Origin of the sequence: Hyphobacterium sp., from assembly GCF_965228115.1 — a bacterium.
GTDB lineage: Bacteria > Pseudomonadota > Alphaproteobacteria > Caulobacterales > Maricaulaceae > Hyphobacterium.
The window spans coordinates 2620850-2641542 of sequence record NZ_OZ245794.1; the positions used below are offsets into that span (position 1 = coordinate 2620850).

Consider the following 20693-nt stretch of genomic DNA (forward strand, 5'->3'; position numbering starts at 1 on the left):
CGATCCTGCTATTTGCGTGCTGTTTAGATAGTCAGCAGCGCCGGGCCTACAACCCTATTCAGGGAATGCGGCCGCATAAGCCGGGGATAAACGCCGCATCATCTCTTCATTGATCCCATCCCGGGGCCAGAGATTGAGATCGACGGCCTCTTGCGGCGTCATATGACCGGACTCAATCAGATAGGCGGTATAACTATGCGAAGCGCGCCAGCCGATGGTGCAATGAACAACCACCCGGCCTTGCGCGGTCTCTAATGTCTGACCGATTAGATCGACCGTTTCAGGCGTGTAGGCCTCTCTTGGCATTGGAATATTGGTGTAGGAAATCCCTAGCGCATCGATTGCCGCAGGTTCGTCGAAGTCCACACCTTCCATCTCGGAATCGGGTCGGAGATTAATGATGGTCGTAACGCCAGCTTCCGACCAGGCTTGCAAATCCGCTTCCGTCGGCTGGCCCGCAAACCAGACCGAACCATGTTCACTGACAATACTGTCAGGTGTTTCCTGCGCGATGGCCGCAGCGGTTGAAATGAGTATTGCGGGCAACAAGACACGAAGAAGCATCGGATTTACCTTTTCAGATTGAAGCGATCAGCCAGAATTCCAGCGATCCGGCCGGTTTCATTCAATGGGACGTAAGTCCAGGTTTCGAGGCGGCCAAGGAAGGGGCGCAGAGCGCCATAGGACTCCAGCGCTGCATACAAACGCCGGAACTTTCCGGGGTTGCCTTCCAGGGGCAGCGAATAGACCGGCTTTCCTGTGAATGCGGCCTCTGTCAGCATATTGGTGGAATCTTCTGTGACGAATATCCAGTCTGCGGCCGCCAAGAAGGCAAAATACGGGTTTTCGCCCTCGCCGGTATAGACCCAGCAATTTGGTCGCTCGCGCAATTCAGCCAGTCGCCGCACCAGGCCTGCGGGAGTCCTGCGAGACGTTGTTATGAGCAAGGAATGTCCCTGATCTAGAAATGTCTTGGCCCGATCGACAAGGGAATTAATGACACCTGCATTGGCCTGCAGCCGCTTGTTTGGTCCGCCAATCAACATGGCGATCCGGGGCTCCGGAAATTTTGCGAGGTCATTTTCAAACGACATCTGGGCGGCGGTAAGTTTTTCTGCTGACAGCCGGTTCGGGGACCCAATCATCGAAACTGCTTTGGCCCGCCGAAGCCGATCATGATCGGGCGCGACAATCGTGTCGAATAGCTGGTAATAGGATCGCGGATCTTGCACGTAGACAAACTTGCAGCCGCGATAAACACTCCGATGCTGCCGGGCAATCGCGATGGAGGGCCGTCCGCATCCGATCCAGATATCCGGATTTTCCGAGTTGGGTAGGGCGGCGTAACCATCGTTTCTTGCCAAAACGCGATGAACCTGACCACCGCAATAGCCAGCGAGGGATTCTGCAAGGCCAAGCGCTTGATTTTCAACACCCCGGCGTGAATCGGCAACGGCCCAGATTTCGATTGGCTGGCTCATACCAATCACTAGGCCGATGGGGACAAGAAGAACAAGCCCCTTGACTGAGTGTTACGCGTTTAGCATCGTTACAAGTGTAACAACTAGGTGACGACTATTATGCCCACAACGCCATCGCAAGCTGAGCTCGCCATCCTCAAATACTTATGGTCAGCCGGGCCCCAGAGCGCGCGCGAAGTCCAGAACGCAATCGCGGCCCAACACGGATGGTCCTATTCGACGACGCGGACGCTGCTCCTCCGAATGACCAAAAAACAACTGATCAGGCGCAAAGACATGCACGGCCTGGCTGTGTTTGCTGCGAAAGCTACAAAAGTCGCCGTCATGGGGGCATTGATAAAGGAGTTCGCCGCCAAAACGCTGGATCTCGACGGCCCGATCGAAGCGACGGCGTTCTCGTCCAGCAAATTGTTTTCCAAAGAAGAAGCGGCCGAGCTGGAACAATTGCTTTCTCAGTCGGCCGATGATGAGGGCCGGTCATGACGGGGTTGGTTGAAGCTCTCACCCTCGGCACCGCCTTTTCGCTCTTCGTAGGAAGTGTCCTGGCAGTATCACTCTCTTTGCTCGGACGGTGGGCCGCAGATGTAGCCGTCTGGCGGACCGCGCGATGGGCGACAATTCTGCCGATCGTGCTCGCGCCGGTAATCTACATGATCCCGGAAACTCAGATGGCCCTTGCCCCGGCTGTGCCCGTGGGCAGCGAACCCACCGACACAATAGCATTCGCCGTAACCGATGCTCGCCTTTCGCCTGAAGCGGCCACAAACCTTTCTTCCTGGATCGGCCTTGGCAGTCTTTATCTTGCCGGGCTGACGGTTTCGCTTCTGTTGTGTTTGGTCCGGCATATACGCCGCGCCCGAATTCTGGCGCGGTCCCGTCAGCCGGTTGGACGTGAGACGCTGTTGCTTGAAGCTGTTCAGCAGGAAGCGCTCGTTCGCGGCACCAGATTCCGAATAACGGCCGACATGACCTCGCCCGCGCTTTCCGGATGGCAAGGTGTTGTCCTGCTACCCGCTGATTTGTTTGAAAACCGCAAATCGTTTCGTTTCGCCGTGTTGCACGAGTTAATGCATGTACAGCGGGGTGATGAGCGTGATCGTCTGGTGGGCAGAGCATTGATGGTTTTTCTTTGGTTCCATTTGCCGCTGTTCTGGATTGAGCGTGAACTGGATGCGGTCCGCGAACTGGCGTGTGACAAGGTGACATTGAACGCGTTGGGGCGTGAACAGCGGCATGACTATGCCGTCGAGGTGTTCAACGCGATGCGCGGAGAAGCATTGGCTGCTTCACCTTTTGGACCCCATGGCAGGAGACATCGCAAAATGCGTATTGAATCTATTCTAAACAGAAATGCGCGGACCCATACGTCGGCAAAATGGGTGTTCGGAATTGTCGGGGCTTTCATGGTCCCTGTCGCCGCAGCCCAGGCCTCCTGGACGGAAAGGATTGACCCCCCACGGTCAATCAAATTGGTCACGCCATTTTCAGCGACAGCCCAAGACGGGATTGCGGATTCCAACGAAACCCAAGCGGCCCCGACCACGTCGTCAGGCTCCACCCAGACGCACGAGGCACAAGACGCCAGCTTTGGTCCGGCCGGAGCGTCAGCGCCAACGCTTGAACGGCCTGTTATGCAGGGGAGAATTACAAGTCTTTATGGACCGCGTTCCGCCAGGCCCGCCGGGGCTCCGCTTTTTCATGGTGGTGTGGATATAGCGGCACCTGCGGGCACGCCGATAACAGCAGCCGCCAGCGGACGGGTGGTTCATGCGGCGTTTGGCTATAGCGGGTCAGAGGCTTGGGGGAATACGCTTGTCATTGACCATGGTCGGGGATGGCAAACGGTCTACGCGCATATGCAGGCTTTCGAAGTCGCGGTCGGCGACAGTGTGACTGCGGGGGAACGGATCGGTCGGGTTGGATCCTCAGGGCAATCCACAGGCCCCCATGTCCACCTTGAAGTGCGCCGCAATGGTGAGCGTGTAGACCCGGCTGACTTTGTATCGGGATTGCGTTGACCGGTGGGATAGTCTAATTGCTTGACATGTAACGCATAGGTTACATAATGGCGGAATGACGCATACCAATGATGTCTTTCTTGCTGTCAGTCATCCGGTCCGCAGATCGATTCTGGAGCGCCTGCGTGCTGGAGAATTGCCGGCAGGCCGCATCGCGGAGCCCTTCGAAATAAGCCGGCCCGCTGTTTCCAAACATCTCGCGGTATTGCGTCGCGCTGGCCTGGTAATCGAGCGCAAGCACGGTCGCGAACTTCTCTACCAGCTGAACACAGAAATGATGGAAGAGGCGCGCGACTGGCTGAATCGCTTCTGGGACAACCGTCTGACAACACTCAAGCAGCTTGCGGAACGCAAATCATGACCGGATCTGTCGAAGATATTGTATGCAAAATTGAAATAGACGCCAGCCGCAAACGGGTCTGGGACGTATTGACTGGAAAAGAGACGATACCGATCTGGCTTGGCTGTCTGGAATATACGGGTAAGGCGGGTTCGCGGTTTTACATGCAACCCGACGAGGCGAAACGCGAAGCCGGTGACCTTGAAGGCGCGACCTGGTGCGAGATCGAGACACTGAATCCGCCCCGGACATTTGTTTTTTCCTGGTTCTTTCCAGACACGCCTAAAACCTATGTTCGCATCGACCTGGAATCGCTGAGCGAAACCCGCACCCTCGTGCAACTAAAGCATTTCGGATGGGATCAATTTCCGGTCGATATCATCCGGCACATTCGCGACGGCCTGGCAGGCGGTTGGGAAAGCGCTGTTCTGCCGAATCTGAAAAAAACCGCGGAAAGCGACGTCTAGATCCAGTCAACCTCGATGATTTCGTAGGATTTCAGACCGCCCGGCGCATTCACTTCCACAACGTCACCGACTTCCTTGTTGATCATGGAGCGGGCCAATGGCGACGTGATCGAGATCTTTCCCGCTTTCACATCGGCCTCATCTTCACCAACAATTTTGTAGACGGCTTCCGCATCAGTATCTTCATCGACGACTTTCACGGTCGCGCCAAACTTAATGGTGTCGCCATCCAGTTTGGTCACATCGATGACTTGCGCGCGTGCCAGCTTGTCTTCGATCTCGGCAAGGCGGCCTTCAATCCAGCCCTGACGTTCTTTCGCGGCGTGATACTCGGCGTTCTCGGAAAGATCGCCGTGCTCGCGCGCTTCCGCAATCGCCTGGATCACGGCCGGGCGTTCAACGGATTTCAGGTTTTTCATTTCTTCGTCGAGGGCTTTATGGCCGTCGGCGGTCATAGGAATTTTCGTCATGTCTGGATACGCCGCAGTTCAATCTGCATTTGAAGTGATCAATTAGAATAAGATTGCAAGGCGCGCGGTTCAAGCGCTCCATCATCTATCTTTTCCAGTGATCTTGCCGCCGCAATCGCGGCCGACGCCGTCGTGTAACACGGTATCTTCATTTCCAATGCGGTTCGGCGGATGGAATAACTATCCTTGTGAGAGAGACGTCCCTCCGTCGTATTCACGATCAGCTGGACGTCGCCATTCTTGATGTCATCAACAATGTGAGGCCGGCCCTCATAGACCTTATTGACGGTTTTCACCTTGATGCCTGCCGCTTCAAACGTCTTCGCAGTGCCGCGCGTTGCCAGGATTTCAAAACCCAGATCGGCATAGGCGCGGGCAGCCTCCAGCATCAGCGGTTTGTCGGATTCTTTCAGCGAAATGAAGATCGAACCCTTGCGAGGCAGGTTCACGCCTGCAGCTAGCTGTGATTTCGCGAAGGCAGACTCGAACGATGTGTCGATGCCCATCACCTCGCCAGTGGAGCGCATCTCTGGTCCCAGAACCGGGTCAACGCCAGGGAAGCGTGCAAATGGCATCACGGCTTCTTTCACCGCCACATGTTTCAGGTCCGGGCGCTTGAGGGCGAAGCGCTCCAGCGGCGCCCCGGCCATGACTTTTGCGGCGATCTTGGCGACCGGAACACCGATTGCCTTAGCGACGAAAGGGACCGTCCGGGATGCGCGCGGATTGACCTCCAGCACATAGATTGTGCTGTCCTTCACCGCGAATTGAACATTCATCAGGCCTTTCACGCCAATAGCCTTGGCAAGCGCGACCGCTTCGGCCTCAAGCTCAGCGACCATGTCGTTGGACAGAGAAAAGGGTGGAAGCGAGCAAGCGCTATCGCCAGAATGAACGCCCGCTTCCTCAATGTGTTCCATCACGCCGGCGACGTAGACGTCTTTGCCATCACAGATGACGTCGACATCAATCTCTTCTGCATTGTCGAGATAGCGATCAACCAGCAGGGGTGTGTCACCCGAGACATTCACCGCTTCGCGCAGATAGCGCTCCATGCCTTCGGTATCGCGCACGATCTCCATAGCCCGGCCACCAAGAACATAAGACGGGCGCAACACGAGCGGGAAGCCCAGCGTCTCAACCGCCGCCATGGCTTCGTCTTCAGAGCGGGCAATCGCATTCGGCGGTTGTTTCAAGCCAAGATCATCCAGAAGCGCTTTGAAGCGCTCGCGGTCTTCAGCGAGATCAATCGCGTCCGGCGGTGTGCCCAGGATGGGGATGCCTGCCGCCTCCAGATCACTGGCCAGCTTCAAGGGCGTCTGACCGCCATATTGAACCACGACACCCAGCAATTCGCCGGATTGTTGCTCGGTCTCAATCAGCTCCAGCACGTCTTCAGCCGTCAGCGGTTCGAAATAAAGCCGGTCCGCCGTGTCGTAATCCGTTGAAACGGTCTCCGGATTACAATTGACCATAATCGATTCAATGCCCTCTTCCTTGAAGGCAAAGGCGGCATGACAGCAGCAATAATCAAACTCAATCCCCTGACCGATCCGGTTTGGACCCCCGCCCAGGATGATCGCTTTCTTACGATCCGATGGCTGCGCCTCGTCATCTGCAGGCTGGCCGAGCGCGCCGGTTTCGTAAGTTGAGTACATGTAGGGCGTTACCGCCTCGAACTCGGCAGCGCAGGTATCAACCCGTTTATAGACCGGGCGCACGCCAAGTTTTTTGCGGTGAGCGCGAACTTCTGCTTCCGTCACCCGGGTTAGCACGGCGAGCCGCGCATCGGCAAAACCGTCAGCTTTTAGAGCCAGCATGGCCTCGGCATTATCTGGCAGACCGCTCGCCCGAACCTGATCTTCTGTGGCCACGATCTCGTGAATCTGGCGCAGGAACCAGGGCTCGAAATCGCATGCCGCTTGAACCTCATGGATTGTCAGCCGCTCTCGGAAGGCCTGGGCTATAATCAACAAGCGGTCCGGCGTCGGCCGGGACAGTGCCGCGAAAATCGCTTCGCGCCGGGCATAGGCGTCGGGCGCTTCAGCCAGGCCCTCAATCTCGATCTCGTCAAAGCCGGACAGGCCGGTTTCAAGGGACCGCAAGGCTTTTTGAACGGATTCCTTGAATGTTCGCCCCATCGACATGGCTTCGCCAACTGATTTCATCGAAGTCGTGAGAATGTTCTCGGCACCTGGATACTTCTCGAAGGCAAAACGCGGAATTTTCGTGACCACATAGTCGATAGTGGGTTCAAAACTGGCCGGGATCGCCCCGCCCGTAATGTCGTTGCCGATCTCATCGAGCGTGTAACCCACCGCCAGCTTGGCGGCGACGCGCGCAATCGGGAAGCCGGTCGCTTTCGAGGCCAGAGCCGAAGAACGTGACACGCGCGGATTCATCTCAATGACGACCATGCGGCCATCAGCAGGGTTCACCGCGAACTGGACATTTGAGCCGCCGGTTTCCACGCCAATCTCGCGCAATACCGCGATAGAGGCGGTCCGCATGCGCTGGTATTCCTTATCCGTCAGGGTGAGGGCAGGGGCGACGGTGACGCTGTCGCCGGTGTGCACACCCATCGGATCGACGTTTTCGATAGAGCAAATGATGATGCAATTGTCCGCCTTGTCGCGAACAACCTCCATCTCATATTCTTTCCAGCCCAGAAGGCTTTCATCGATCAGGACCTGGCCGGTCGGCGACGCATCGATGCCCGCGCGAATGATCGTTTCATATTCATCGAGATTGTAGGCAACACCGCCACCGGTGCCGCCCAATGTGAAGGCCGGGCGGATAATTGCGGGCAGGCCGATCTCATCGATGACTTGCATCGCCTTGATGACGCCGGCGGCGCGGTCATAACCGATAATTCGGCCATCCTCGTCTTTCACCTTGGGTGAGGAGATTACGACGGCACGCGGATTTTCCAGGCCGATCCTGTCCATGGCTTCGCGAAAACGCTCGCGATCCTCGGCCTTATCGATGACATCCGCTTTGGCGCCGATCATCTCGACGCCATGCTTTTCGAGAACACCGCGACGGTCGAGTTCAAGGGCGCAGTTCAGGGCTGTCTGACCCCCCATGGTTGGCAGTAGCGCATCCGGCTTTTCAAGCGCGATGACTTTTTCGACCATCTCCGGCGTGATCGGTTCGATATAGGTCGCATCCGCCAGCTCCGGATCGGTCATGATCGTGGCGGGATTGGAATTCACCAGAATGACCCGATAGCCCTCTTCCTTGAGCGCTTTGACCGCTTGAACGCCGGAATAATCAAACTCACAGGCCTGGCCGATGATAATCGGGCCGGCACCAATGATCAGAATACTGTTTAAATCCGTACGCTTGGGCATTCGCAGGCTCGCTCTTGCGGGCGCAGCTGTAACCGCCTTGCCGAGGCGGCAAAGGGCGCAGTGCGTCTGGTTGTCGTGCTAGGAGGCGGTCTTAACCCGGATTCGCAGGCTTGGCGAGGGACTATTAGCCGCCGACCGATAACGCACGCCAGATTTGCGGTTGAACACCATTGGTCAGCCCGCTCACCCGGTCGGATACAAGCCAGTGCGCTTGTTCATGCAGGAGTGGAATGATGATCTGTTGGTCCAGAAGAATCCGCTCGGCCTCGTCAATATGTCGGTTGCGTTGGGCGGGCTGAATGGCTTCACGCGCCTGGCCGATGGCGGCATTGAACGCCTCATTCTCTGATGTCGGTGAATCAAACCAGCCGGAGTCATCAGCAAAACCACCCTGCGTAAACGGGTCCATCAGGAAATGGCCGTCGAATTTGAGCCCCCGGTCAAAATGCGACATCGCCACATCAAAATCGCCGCCATCAACAGCCGAGTACAAATCGACCGCCGCGGTTGTGAGAAGTTCGGTTTCGATCCCGGCGCGGCTCCAATCATCTGCAAGAGCGACCGCCATCCTTTCCCGATCGCCCGCCATAGTACGAAGCTGGATTTGCGGGCGATTGGCACCGGTCAACCCTGCTTCAGTAACAAGGCGCAAGGCTTCATCCGGATCAAACCTCGGCGCTTGCCCGGTCGGCAAAATCGTATCGGTTGGATCCGCCACACCGCGCATGATTTGCTCGGACAGGAAGGGCCGGTCAATCGCAAGGGAAAGTGCACGACGCAGAACAGCCTGATCAAGTGGTGATCGGCGGAGATTGACCTTGAGATAGGTGAATTTCGGAGCCGGAAAACTCATCAACTGATCGCCGACCTGATCCCGCAATAGGGTGATCTGGGTGGGCGGCGGTGCCTCAGCGAGATCAAATTCGCCCGCCCGGAACATGCGCGCGCGGGTCGCAGCATCATCGACAATATCAATCCGTGCCGCCGGCACCGCTGCGGGCTGGATGGCGTACTCATTCCGAACCAGATCGTAGGATAGCGCCCCCTGATCCGCCAACGCGAAGGGGCCGGAACCCACAAAGTTTTCGGGGCGAATCCACGCAGCGCCATGCGCTTCCACGGCGTGCTGTGGCACAGGGTAGAATTCCTGCATCAGAAGCGGGAAATGGCCAATGGGCTGGATCAAACGGATTTCTACAATGCCGCCATCCAGCAACGAAACGCCCACATCGCTTAAGGGCAATTCGCCAGCAAGCGCCGCCAGAGCGTTCTCAACCGCAAAAAAGTCCCCGATCTCGCCGCCAGCCGTTGCCGGGTCGAGAAAGCGTCTGACGGACCAGGCGACATCGGCGGCGGTCAAGGGATGACCGTCCGACCAGAACAGCCCGCCGGGAATAGTGAAATGCCACATCCGCCCATTGTCCGGCGACGACCATTCCGCAGCGAGGCCGGGCGCGAGCCCGAGCACGTTCGAGTAGTCCGTGAGTGGTGTGAAAATTTGTTTGAAAATCAGGGCAGCAGACGCGAACTGGCCGATCGCTGGGTCCAATGAATCCGGCGCCGTTCCGATCGCGACCCTCAGGAGCCCCGCCGGGGCATCGCCGCTTCGACTGCAAGCGGCGACCGTCAGGCCCGCCAATCCGGTTGCAATCGCTCCGCGTCGGGTGAGGGCTGGCAGCGACATTAAACCAGTTCCACCACGCGCTGCGGATCCGCCTCGCGTTTTCTGGGTTCGACAAAATAGAGCCCGCCCGTATCCCAGCGTTCAACGGCGCCATAATGCTTCATGGCATCCAGCGCCGTGTAATGAGATATGATGGCTTTGCGCAACCGGTCGGGATTCCTGGCGACTGTGCCGCGGTGCAGGAGGCGCGCATGCCAGATCAGCACATCTCCTTTTTCGGCGGTGAACTCGACGGTTTCGAGTTTCTCCCGGTCGATGATTTCCTCAAAAAATGGCGTGAGCACGCGTTCGGAATGGATCGGCCAGGCACGCGTCTCACGAACCTCGTCGGGCACGAAATTCAGGATTTTGCTCTTTTTGATGTGCGGCCATTGGTGGGAGCCGGGAACAAACTGGAAGGGTCCGCTGTCGGCGGTGATGGTGTCGAGCGCGAACCAGCAGGCCACGTAGCGGCCCCGCACCTCATCCGGATTCAGATAATCGTCCTGATGCCAATCGCGCTGGGTGGTTTTCCAGCCGGTCAGATTGAGATTCATGACCATTTCTTCGCCTATTAGCGAATGCAGGGTTTTTGCCAGCGGACCATAAAGACAAAGATCACGGATTTCCTTGATCTCCATATAGGGTGTCTCGTCGTCCCAGCCGCCCGGCGCGGAGATTTTCTCGCGGACGCGGCAATAAGCATCGACCACGTCATCCGGAATGAATTTTCGGAGAATGAGGTAGCCATTCTCACGCCAGAACTTCTGCTCATTGGTCAGCAGGGTTTCATCGACCTGCTTGCGATCGAGTGGCGGCAGCATGTTATCAGAAGGGGCTTCTTCGGCGATGTCGTCCCAGCTGATTGATGCTTTGAACGGGTTCTGGGCGAAGAAGATAAGTTCTTCCTCGCCGGGCCCGGCCAGCCGGACACGGCTGGCCCCGAATCCTGCAGCCTTGGCGGCACGAGACAGGCTGTCCGGTGTAAAAAACCATCGCCGGACATTGGCACTGAGATGCGGCCAGTCCGGCCCCATTTCTTCACGGCCTTTAGCGGCATAGTTTGGCGTGGAAATCATCAGTAATCCGCCGGGCTTCAGCTTTGCGCGGCAGGCTTTGAGGAAGGTAACAGGGTTATTCGTAAAACTAATGACATCCAGCGCGGTGACAGCCTCGAAAGCACCATCTTCGAGCTGGCTATCTTCAATACGATTGGGTTCGACCGGAATATTGAGGTGTTTCTGTCCCCAGGCCGCAATCTCTCTCCAGTTATCGACGCCCTGGACCTTCCAGCCGTGAGCGCGCGCGTGAAACAGGAAGTAACCTGGGCCCGATCCGACATCGAGCAGATGCTTGTCCCAGGGACCGGTTTTGACCACCCAGGGCGTTAATTCCCTGGCCGCATCCATGAGCCGCTCATATTTGAAGCTGAGCCCGGATAACTCCAGAGCTTTCCAGTCATCCATGAAGTGCTCGGCACCCAGATTAGTAAAGTCAAACGCCACCGGCGGGTTACGTTGAGCCAGCCCGCAACCCGTACAAACCTCGATTGATGCCGTCTGATTAAGCGGCAGGTCAAAGGCGGAATAGGCTTCTTCAAAAGAACTCCCGCAGGACTGGCAGGGGGCACGCATTTTTCACTCTCACGCTTAGGCTCGTGGCCGGAAAACAAAATTGTTCAGATAGCCAGATTGTCCGGCTTTCTGCCGATGATCAACATCTGCATCGAAAGCAGAACGCGGATGAAGTGTCCCGTCCTTCAGGACGAAGGTGTCATATCCGAATGTCTCGACATGATCGAGTTCATCCTCAATACGACGCCCTGTATGACGCTCCTCCAGCTCGATAATCATCACCGGTCGATCGCGCGCAATGGTCGCAGCTGCCCCCGCCAGGACCTCACGTTCATGACCTTCAACATCAATTTTCATGAAGCCGACCGGGGGTGGGTCCAGCTGATCCAGTCGGATCCTTTCCGCGTGAATACGAAGATGGGGGCAGTCGCCGACCTTTGTTTCTGAAAGCGAAGCTCCCTGATTAGAAAATTTCCGGCCCTTTCCGGGAATCAGCAGCTCGCACGGGCCGTCGCGATCAGAGAGGGCATAGCTAAGACATTTTATTTTGCCGCTCACCCCGCGTTGCAGCCAGTCGAACATCACCGGATTGGGCTCGAACGCCCAGACCGTTTCGGTGTAGCGCGACATGACATGAGCCCAGATGCCACGATTGGCGCCGATGTCGAATGCCGTGCGCTTTCGATCCACCAGCACCTGCAGCAGATGGATTTCCGGTTCACCGCATTTCAACTCGCGCGCTGTGATGCGTTCCAGATTGTATTTGGCAGGAACAAAAAAACGCTTCAGCTGTTCCGCAAAGGTTAGCGGAATGGAGGCAGTTCGGTTGGGGTTCACGGCTCAGGCCGGGCTGGCTTCAGCTTTTTTCAGGCTGGCCACGAAGCGGTCGAAAACGGCAAAACTGTCCTGCGGTCCCGGGCTGGCTTCAGGATGATGCTGAACCGACATGACCGGCTTCGAAGTCAGACGAAAACCGCAATTCGTTCCATCAAATAGCGAAACGTGCGTTTCCACCGCATCGGCCGGCAATGTGCTGGCATCGACGGCGAAGCCGTGATTCATAGAAACGATTTCCACTTGGCCGGTCTCATGATTTTTGACCGGGTGATTAGCGCCATGATGGCCTTGAGCCATCTTGACGGTCTTTCCGCCCAGCGCCAGCGCAAGCATTTGATGCCCCAGGCAGATGCCAAGGACAGGTACGCCAGCATCGATCACGCCGCGAATAGTCTTGAGGGCATAACTGCCCGTCGCGGCAGGGTCACCCGGACCATTTGATATCAGAACGCCGTCAGGTTTGGCAGCCAGCACATCGGTTGCGGTCGATTTGCCGGGCATGACTTTTACGCGGGCCCCGGCGGAAACCAGACGGCGCAGGATATTTGCTTTCACACCGTAATCCAGGACCGCGACCAACGGCCCGTTTTCCGGTCCGGTTTCAAAGCCTTTGTCCCAAATCCAGTCGCCTTCCTGCCAATCGGTGTCGCCGCCTGACATAACGCCGGCGGCCAGTTCGCGTCCTTCCATGGTCTGGGCGGTTCGAGCGATTTCTATCAGCCTTTCCAGATCAAAATTATTCATTTCGGCGTGGGTAATAACAGCCATGGGCATACCGCTTTCGCGAATACGCCGTGTGATGGCACGGGTATCGACGCCGGAAATTCCAATAATAGCCCGGTCTGCCATCCAGTCGGAGAAATGCTCTTGCGCCCGATAATTCGCCGGATCCGTCATATCCGCGCGCATCACCGTTCCCGTCGCAGCCCTCGTCGCGGGATCACTGGCGGCCTCCTCGTCTTCCGCGTTGGTGCCAACATTGCCGACATGGGGGAAGGTGAAGCAGACGATTTGTCCAGCATATGATGGGTCGGCGAGGATTTCCTGCTGACCCGTCATCGCTGTGTTGAAGCAGAGCTCTCCGATCGATTCGCCGCGAGCACCCAGCCCTTTACCGGCAAAAACGGTCCCGTCGGCCAGGACAAGTCGCGCGTAAGTCATTGGCATTGGGGGTTGATTTTTTTTTGTCGCCGTCATACGAGCGCGCTCCTTGAAATGAGGGGGCGTTAATCGCTATCTTTACCCTCAGACGGAGCGCGACGCTAGGAGGCGCCCCACACGAGGTCAAGCCAGTGCTTGAACCAAATTATATAGGAAAAACAAAGGCCTTTATCGGTGTCAGTTTGGCACCAAGGTATTGAATGATATGTCGATACGTGAACGAATTCTCGCTGATCTGAAGATCGCAATGAAAAACAAGGACGCTGTGCGTCTTTCAACGCTGCGCTTGATTTCTACGGCCATCAAGGACCGTGACATTGCCGCGCGTGCCGAGGATCGCTGTCAGGGCTGCGAGTCCGGCGAGATTATGGCCATCCTGCAAAAGCTCGCGAAACAACGCGATGAAAGTGCAGACACATACGAAAATGCTGGCCGGCTCGACCTTGCAGAGAAAGAGCGCGCCGAAGCTGAAATCGTGCGCGAATATTTGCCTCAGCCGATGGACGAGGACGAAATTGAAGCTGCTGCCAGTCAAGTCGTCGAGGAATTGGGGGCCACCGGCCTGAAGGATATGGGAAAATGCATGGGTGCGCTCAAAGAGCGCTACACAGGCCGCATGGATTTTTCCCGGGCGGGCGCGAAGATCAAATCGCTTTTGACGAAAGCGGCCTGAGTCTTCGCCATTAGCCGTCGCCATTCCACATTGATTGGGATACCATGGGGCATTTCGCCGTTGCGGGATGCCCCATGCGTTTGACCGATGATTTCAAGGATGAAATCCGCGCGCGGATTCGCTTGTCGGATCTGATCGGGCGCAAGGTCAATCTGAAGCGGACCGGCCGCGAATTTGTGGGGCTTTCTCCCTTCAAGAAAGAAAAAACGCCGTCCTTCACCGTCAATGATGAAAAGCGGTTCTATCATTGTTTCTCGACCAACGAGCACGGTGATGCGTTTGACTGGTTGATGAAAATCGAAGGTCTGTCATTCATGGAAGCCGCCGAGCAGCTCGCATCCCTTGCAGGGTTGCCAATGCCGAAAGCGGATCCGGAAGCCGCCAGAAAGGCTGAAGCCTCCAAATCCCTTATTGAGTGGATGGAAGCGGCCCAGCGCTTTTATTCACAGCAGCTGAAGTCGTCGGCGGGCGCAGATGCCCGTGCCTATCTGGAACGCCGTGGTTACGGCCCCAAGGAGTGGACCGCCTACGAGATCGGCTATGCGCCCGACCGCCGGACAGCCCTGAAGGAGGAATTGACCGCAGCGGGCGCTTCCCCTGCAGAGTTGATCGATTGCGGTTTGTTGATTGCACCCGATGAAGGCGGGGTCCCTTTTGACCGCTTTCGCGGCAGGATCATGTTTGCGATCCGCGACCGTCGAAACCGTCTGGTCGCGTTTGGCGGGCGGGCCATGTCCGCCAATGCCAAGGCGAAATACATGAATTCGCCTGAAACCCCGATCTTTCACAAAGGCCATAACCTCTATCGCTATGTGCCTGCGCGCCGGGCGGCAGCGGATCCAAAGAACAACGCGAACGGTTTGATTGTGGCGGAAGGTTATTTCGATGCGATTGCCTTCTCACGCGCCGGACTGGAAAATGCCGTCGCGCCGCTGGGCACGGCGCTGGGGGAAGACCAGATCAAAATGCTCTGGCAAGCAGGCGATGAGCCGATCCTGTGCCTCGACGGCGATGCGGCCGGACGCATGGCGGCCAACCGGGCAGCCGAACGGGCTCTGCCGCTCCTTGAGCCCGGAAAAACGCTCCGCTTTGTATTCCTGCCAGATGGCAAAGACCCGGATGATATGCTGCGTGAAGAGGGCGCTGCGGCGCTCAAGGATGTGATGGGAAATACGCGGCCCCTGGCGTCCATCCTTTGGGACATGGAGGCAGAAAAGGAACCGCTGGATGATCCCGACCGGCGCGCTGGGTTCCGCAAGCGATTGCGGGACCTGCTGTATAAAATCGAGAACGCCTCGGTTCGATCTGAATACCAGCGCGAATTCGACAGGCGCCTGGATCAAGCCTTCGGTGCACCGGGGCGAGGCAACCGGTCTTTCCGAAAGGGGATTCGCCTCGGCGCGAAAGAGGAAACAAAGCGATTGGCTGGCGCTCGCCCGGTGCCAACGCGCGCCCGCCATCTATTGTTGGCAGCGATCGAATATCCGGAAATCGCGGAAAATCAGGCAGAACTGTTATTAAGCCTGCCCTGTGGTCAAATGGATGGACTTCGAGATGCAATCCTTGACTCGCTTTCATCAGAGGACGTTGACCAGGCCGGTGGAATACGAAACTTGCTGATGAATCATGGCTTTGCGGCAGATTTGAAACGTCTTGATCCGGAGCGCATACCGATGCGGGCGGCGCTCGGCGGCGAAACCGCAACTGCAATCCAGCGAGAAGAGGCTTGGACACGCCTCGCAAGCGCTTATATGGAACATACGGGGTATCAGTCTTTGCGGCCAGAACGCCTGTCACGGCTCGCCGAAGAAATTGAGAACGATGATGCCGACACATTGCGCAGCCTGATGGAAGATCATCGGCGGCGCCGCACACGGCAAAAGCCCGACACCTGAGGTTGGCGGGTTGATCAGGAATTGCGGGTGGCGAATCAGCCACCGGACGGGAAACACTTAGGCATGGCAACAAAAACGAAGTCGGCAGCGGCAGCGAAATCTGGCGAACAAACGCAAGACAGCCCGCTCCTCGATCTCACCGATCGCTCGGTCAAGGCGATGATCAAAGCCGCGAAAAAACGCGGCTATGTCACCCACGACGAAATCATCAAGGTTTTGCCGGAAGAGGAATTCACTTCCGAGCAAATTGAAGATGTGCTCGCCCAGCTGTCTGAAGTCGGCGTTAACGTCATTGATAGCGAAGATGCGCCCGATGATGAGGACGACACCAAAGCCAAGGAAGGCGATGGTAAAGGCGACAATGAAGGGGACGATGACGGCGACGGAAAGGAAGAGGGAAAAGCTGTAACAGCTAAGGCCAATACAACCGTCACCGGCCAGAACACGACCAGCGCATCAGACCGCACTGATGATCCGGTGCGCATGTATCTCCGCGAAATGGGCACAGTCGAGCTTTTGTCCCGTGAGGGTGAGATCGCCATCGCCAAACGCATCGAGGCCGGACGCAATGCGATGATCCGAGGGCTGTGCGAAAGCCCGCTGACATTTGAAGCCATCATGGTTTGGCGTGAAGAAGTCGAAGAAGGCCGCGTTCTTCTGCGGGATGTGATCGACCTGGATGCCACCTTTACCGGTAAAAATCCGCAGCCTGACTATTCTGAAACCGGGCGCCCGGACCAGCAGCCCGGCGGCAAGCCGGAAGACAAGCCCAAGCCGAAAATGCCGGAGGGCCACGAAGAGAAGAACAAGGATGGCAAGGAAGACGGCGAAGGTAGTGACGACGAAGATGATGATGACGAGGATGAGGGCGTAAACCTCTCCCTCTCGGCAATGGAAGCCGAGCTGCGTGACGAGGTTATGGAAATCCTCGACGCGATTGCTTCCGATTTTACGGCTTTCAGGAAGTTGCAGGACAAGCTGGTTGCCGCACGCATCGCCGGCAAGGACCTGACAAAGCAGAGCCGCGAGAAATATGAAGAGTTACAGGCGCGTATCGTCACCGAATTGAATAGCCTGCATCTCAACAATGCGCGGATCGAGGCGCTGGTAGAACAGCTTTATGCGATCAACAAGGAATTGATGGCGCTCGAAGGCCGCCTTTTGCGCATGGCCGACGCCCACGGCGTGCCGCGGCTTGAGTTCATGGAAGCATATTTCGGAAACGAAACAAATCCGAACTGGCTGGACGATTTCAAGGATAAGTCGAAGTCCTGGACGCGATTTATTCAGCGTGAAGAAGGGGTTGTGGAATCCATCCGCGAGGAAATCTCCGAGATTGCGCAGCGTTCCGGCGTGCCGGTTGATGATTTCCGTCGTATCGTGAAAGCGGTGCAGAAGGGTGAGCGCGAAGCCCGCATCGCCAAGAAGGAGATGGTTGAGGCCAATCTCCGCCTGGTTATTTCGATTGCGAAAAAATACACGAATCGCGGGCTGCAATTCCTCGATTTGATCCAGGAAGGAAATATCGGCCTGATGAAAGCGGTCGATAAATTTGAGTATCGCCGCGGCTACAAATTTTCGACCTACGCTACGTGGTGGATCCGTCAGGCGATCACGCGGTCCATTGCGGATCAGGCCCGGACCATCCGGATCCCGGTGCATATGATCGAGACAATCAACAAGATTGTCCGGACCTCGCGTCAGTTCCTGCATGAATTCGGCCGCGAGCCGACGCCGGAAGAGCTGGCCGAAAAACTCGGCATGCCGCTGGAAAAGGTTCGCAAGGTGATGAAAATCGCTAAAGAGCCGATCTCGCTGGAAACGCCCATCGGGGATGAGGAAGACTCGCACCTCGGCGATTTCATCGAGGACAAGAATGCGGTCCTGCCGATTGATGCGGCCATTCATGCCAATCTACGTGAAACCACGACCCGCGTGCTGGCCTCTCTGACGCCGCGCGAAGAGCGCGTCCTTCGTATGCGGTTTGGCATTGGCATGAATACGGACCACACGCTGGAAGAAGTGGGGCAACAGTTCTCGGTGACCCGCGAACGGATCCGTCAGATTGAAGCCAAAGCGTTGCGCAAGCTGAAACACCCGAGCCGCTCGCGCAAACTGCGGAGCTTCCTGGATAACTAGCGGGCAAATGCCCCAGACCACACTCCGCCTCTCTACAAACGGGCCTGGCCTTTATGATGTCACGTCAAAGGCTACCCGATTTGTTGCCGAGAAGGAGGCGGGCGAGGGCCTGCTGACGTGTTTTGTCCGGCACACCTCCTGTTCGCTGGTGATCCAGGAAAATGCCGATCCGGATGTGCGGCGAGATCTGGATGAGTTTTTCCGCCGGTTGGTGCCGCATAGTGATGACCCGACCATGGGCTGGCTGCGGCACACTACGGAAGGACCAGACGATATGCCCGCTCATATCAAGGCAGCCCTGACGGCGACTTCGCTTTCCATCCCCGTTACCGATGGGCGGTTAGCACTGGGCACCTGGCAGGGGCTTTACCTGTTTGAACATCGCGATGCGCCACATTCCCGGCAGATCGTGCTTCACCTGTCAAAATAAAAAAGGGCGGCCAGGTGGGGCTTGGCCGCCCTTTATAATGACAGCGCCGTCTGGGTGAGGTGCCGTCATGGGTGTTTTCCGGGTTAGTCGATTTCGTCTGGCTCAACGCCGTCATCAGCCGTGCGGTTGATGATGCGCAGCGCATCTATGGGCGCCGCTTCACCGTCGTCATCTGCTTCCCGCACCCGTTGCACCGCCGGCAGGATAAGTCCTGCTCGAGAATCGTCCTCCTCACTGCGAATGTCGCTGGCCGCCGTGCCGCTGGCCGACGTGTCGCTAGCACGGGCTGGCCGCGAGACGCGGGCCGGTGGCATTCCCGAAGCGCCGTTCGTGGTGGCTGTTTCGCGCGCGCGGTTCGGGACCGGAGCCGCGACGTTTCCCGCGCCACCGACGGTGCGGATGACATCCTGAATGTCATCGTCACCTTGATAAAAGATACGTGCGATCACGGTGAAATAGCGCGCGCCAGCATAGTCATTGTCGATCGTGCCGCTGTCATACTGACACCAGCCCACGGCGCTGATCGGCAATTGAACTTCGAAGACATCATCCTGGCGAAGGAAGTCGGCTTCCGAGCCCGCATTGTTTTCGGTGAATAGTTGCAGATGTTCCTCGACCTCACGGACCGGATTGAACCAGCCAATATCGACCAGCGCATTCGCATCCCAGTCCTGAGGGATCTCCAATGGCATATCAATGTCAAAATTCTCGAGCGTATCTGTGCCATTGAACATCTGGGTATGGTCAGGCATATCGCTGCCAAACAGGAAGGGGGAGGGGATTGCTCCGCCTCCAGGCGCTGAGACGATGTCGATATGGGTCGGCATGCCATGGGCGCGCAATGCAGCTGTTTCGGCGAAGTCATAGGATTTGCACCAAACCTGGCCCCGTACGTTCACAATCTCGGTCTCACCGGAGACTACGCGCAGATTGCGGTCAGCAGGATCTGTCGAATTCGCGATATTGCGGACTGTGATACTGATGGAAGGCGTGTGTTGCGTGACCAGAATATCGTGGACCGGGAAGGAAAAGTCGGTGCCGTCGGCACTGGCAGATGCTGTCGCTAAGAAAGAGAGCCCTAACCCTCCAAGCAGAACAGTTTTCAATTTCGTTTTCAATTTTGTCTCCTGTTGATGGACCGCGCTGTCCCTCAACACGCGCTGGCGAATACATTGCGCTTTATGGAGAAATTCGGTTCATGCGGGGAGGTGCAGGTCAGGACTACAACGCGCATGAAGGTTGCAACGCGATGCAACTTGGTTGCATCGAAATGCAACCCGTGACACATTTTCGCCATGCGACCGATCGCCTTTTCCGAGAAGCTCCAGCTTGTGCTGAAATCCCTTTCTGTTAGCCGGGCCGGGTTGGCGGCGGCCTTGAATGTGGACAAGTCGCTGGTCGGGCGCTGGGCTTCCGGGGCGGTTATGCCGTCCGAACACAACCGGTCCCTGCTGACACAATATATTGCTCAGCGGATCGATGGGTTCTCTATGTTGGACTGGGAAGCCGACATCAATGCCTTTTCTGCTCGGCTTGGTAATGAGACGGGCACCGGTTCGAGCACAATGCAGGACTGGATTCCTGATGCATTGCTCGAGGAGGCTACACGCGGGGCCAAGCGCCGGGCAACGGCCTATGAAGGTATCTGGCGCTCGACGCGTTATTCCAGCGATTTGCCGGGACGATTCCTGCACGACATCACGCTAATCCGTTGCAACCGTGAAAATATCATCGAGTTCACATCTGGCATTGAAGGCGTGCGTTATCGCGGCCGGGCGCTGTTGCTGCAGCACCAGCTCTTTTCCATCGCTGCCGATGAAGAGGCTGTCGCCATGATGTTTGGCATCTTCAACGGTGTGGCCCGGCAAAAAGCTGAAGTGCTGGATGGGCTTTCTATCGCGACGTTACGGGATGCCGGTGGCTCGCCGGCCTGCTCGGCTGTCGTTATGCACCGCATCGCTGATTTAACCGGTGCGGCGGATGCCGACACGCAACTGTTCGAAGCCTCGGTCGCGGCCCAGAACCCGCTGGCTGAGGAACGCGCCGTGCCTCAGGATATCCAGGATCATCTCGCTCGCACAGCTTCGCAGGATACGCCCGGCTTGATGCGGATGCTCTTCCAGAATTCCATGGCACGCGGCCCCTTGTTGGAGCCCCATTCCGCGGGCTGAAACCTTAGCGCGGGCGCGCTA

At 57.1% G+C, this 20693-nt stretch carries 18 protein-coding genes; 9 read left to right on the forward strand and 9 right to left on the reverse strand.

Going from position 1 to position 20693, the window contains the following annotated elements:
* Positions 1 to 54: 54 nt before the first annotated feature.
* Positions 55 to 564, reverse strand: coding sequence for a beta-lactamase hydrolase domain-containing protein (locus ACO079_RS13460; protein ID WP_421790752.1), 510 nt, complete (start codon positions 562 to 564; stop codon positions 55 to 57).
* A gap of 5 nt (positions 565 to 569) precedes the next feature.
* On the reverse strand, positions 570 to 1481 hold the full coding sequence (locus tag ACO079_RS13465; RefSeq protein ID WP_421790754.1) for a mitochondrial fission ELM1 family protein: 912 nt from the start codon (positions 1479 to 1481) through the stop codon (positions 570 to 572).
* 99 nt (positions 1482 to 1580) lie between these two features.
* Between ACO079_RS13465 and ACO079_RS13470 the strand changes: the two genes are divergently transcribed.
* Genes ACO079_RS13470 through ACO079_RS13485 form a run of 4 tightly spaced genes read left to right on the forward strand, consistent with a single transcriptional unit; the run spans position 1581 to position 4306 of the window.
* The gene (locus tag ACO079_RS13470; protein ID WP_421790755.1) at positions 1581 to 1964 is read left to right on the forward strand and encodes a BlaI/MecI/CopY family transcriptional regulator; all 384 of its coding nucleotides are present in this window, start codon (positions 1581 to 1583) and stop codon (positions 1962 to 1964) included.
* Complete coding sequence (locus tag ACO079_RS13475; protein ID WP_421790756.1) at positions 1961 to 3499, forward strand: peptidoglycan DD-metalloendopeptidase family protein; 1539 nt, start codon at positions 1961 to 1963, stop codon at positions 3497 to 3499. The genes ACO079_RS13470 and ACO079_RS13475 overlap by 4 nt, the downstream gene beginning before the upstream one ends.
* A gap of 55 nt (positions 3500 to 3554) precedes the next feature.
* A complete protein-coding gene (locus tag ACO079_RS13480) occupies positions 3555 to 3860 on the forward strand; it encodes a metalloregulator ArsR/SmtB family transcription factor (RefSeq protein WP_421790758.1) in 306 nt (101 codons plus the stop codon).
* The gene (locus ACO079_RS13485; protein ID WP_421790759.1) at positions 3857 to 4306 is read left to right on the forward strand and encodes an SRPBCC family protein; all 450 of its coding nucleotides are present in this window, start codon (positions 3857 to 3859) and stop codon (positions 4304 to 4306) included. The genes ACO079_RS13480 and ACO079_RS13485 overlap by 4 nt, the downstream gene beginning before the upstream one ends.
* On the opposite strand, the gene greA is transcribed toward ACO079_RS13485, so the two are convergent.
* From greA to carA, 6 genes are all read right to left on the reverse strand, one after another.
* The gene (gene greA / locus ACO079_RS13490) at positions 4303 to 4776 is read right to left on the reverse strand and encodes a transcription elongation factor GreA (protein ID WP_421790760.1); all 474 of its coding nucleotides are present in this window, start codon (positions 4774 to 4776) and stop codon (positions 4303 to 4305) included. The two genes, ACO079_RS13485 and greA, sit on opposite strands and share 4 nt — an antisense overlap.
* Before the next feature lie 38 nt (positions 4777 to 4814).
* A complete protein-coding gene (carB, locus tag ACO079_RS13495) occupies positions 4815 to 8129 on the reverse strand; it encodes a carbamoyl-phosphate synthase large subunit (RefSeq protein WP_421790762.1) in 3315 nt (1104 codons plus the stop codon).
* A gap of 124 nt (positions 8130 to 8253) precedes the next feature.
* A complete protein-coding gene (locus tag ACO079_RS13500) occupies positions 8254 to 9813 on the reverse strand; it encodes a peptide ABC transporter substrate-binding protein (RefSeq protein WP_421790764.1) in 1560 nt (519 codons plus the stop codon).
* Entirely contained in the window at positions 9813 to 11426 is a 1614-nt protein-coding gene (locus ACO079_RS13505; RefSeq protein WP_421790766.1) for a phytanoyl-CoA dioxygenase family protein, read from the reverse strand. The genes ACO079_RS13500 and ACO079_RS13505 overlap by 1 nt, the downstream gene beginning before the upstream one ends.
* Before the next feature lie 15 nt (positions 11427 to 11441).
* Positions 11442 to 12203: an FkbM family methyltransferase gene (locus ACO079_RS13510; protein WP_421790768.1), complete on the reverse strand. Its 762-nt coding sequence runs from the start codon at positions 12201 to 12203 to the stop codon at positions 11442 to 11444.
* A 3-nt stretch (positions 12204 to 12206) separates the two neighbouring features.
* Positions 12207 to 13400 carry a glutamine-hydrolyzing carbamoyl-phosphate synthase small subunit gene (gene carA, locus ACO079_RS13515; protein ID WP_421790769.1) on the reverse strand — a complete coding sequence of 398 codons (1194 nt, stop codon included), beginning with the start codon at positions 13398 to 13400 and terminating at the stop codon, positions 12207 to 12209.
* A gap of 169 nt (positions 13401 to 13569) precedes the next feature.
* On the opposite strand from carA, the gene ACO079_RS13520 reads away from it, so the two are divergent.
* The 4 genes from ACO079_RS13520 to ACO079_RS13535 all read left to right on the forward strand — a co-directional run bounded on the left by ACO079_RS13520 (position 13570) and on the right by ACO079_RS13535 (position 18501).
* On the forward strand, positions 13570 to 14037 hold the full coding sequence (locus tag ACO079_RS13520; RefSeq protein ID WP_421790771.1) for a GatB/YqeY domain-containing protein: 468 nt from the start codon (positions 13570 to 13572) through the stop codon (positions 14035 to 14037).
* 74 nt (positions 14038 to 14111) lie between these two features.
* Positions 14112 to 15932 carry a DNA primase gene (dnaG, locus tag ACO079_RS13525; RefSeq protein ID WP_421790773.1) on the forward strand — a complete coding sequence of 607 codons (1821 nt, stop codon included), beginning with the start codon at positions 14112 to 14114 and terminating at the stop codon, positions 15930 to 15932.
* Between the two features lie 63 nt (positions 15933 to 15995).
* Positions 15996 to 18071 carry an RNA polymerase sigma factor RpoD gene (gene rpoD, locus ACO079_RS13530; protein WP_421790774.1) on the forward strand — a complete coding sequence of 692 codons (2076 nt, stop codon included), beginning with the start codon at positions 15996 to 15998 and terminating at the stop codon, positions 18069 to 18071.
* Between the two features lie 7 nt (positions 18072 to 18078).
* Positions 18079 to 18501 carry a secondary thiamine-phosphate synthase enzyme YjbQ gene (locus ACO079_RS13535; RefSeq protein WP_421790775.1) on the forward strand — a complete coding sequence of 141 codons (423 nt, stop codon included), beginning with the start codon at positions 18079 to 18081 and terminating at the stop codon, positions 18499 to 18501.
* A gap of 83 nt (positions 18502 to 18584) precedes the next feature.
* On the opposite strand, the gene ACO079_RS13540 is transcribed toward ACO079_RS13535, so the two are convergent.
* Positions 18585 to 19619, reverse strand: coding sequence for a hypothetical protein (locus ACO079_RS13540; RefSeq protein WP_421790776.1), 1035 nt, complete (start codon positions 19617 to 19619; stop codon positions 18585 to 18587).
* Between the two features lie 177 nt (positions 19620 to 19796).
* On the opposite strand from ACO079_RS13540, the gene ACO079_RS13545 reads away from it, so the two are divergent.
* On the forward strand, positions 19797 to 20672 hold the full coding sequence (locus ACO079_RS13545) for a hypothetical protein (protein WP_421790778.1): 876 nt from the start codon (positions 19797 to 19799) through the stop codon (positions 20670 to 20672).
* Positions 20673 to 20693 lie beyond the last annotated feature (21 nt).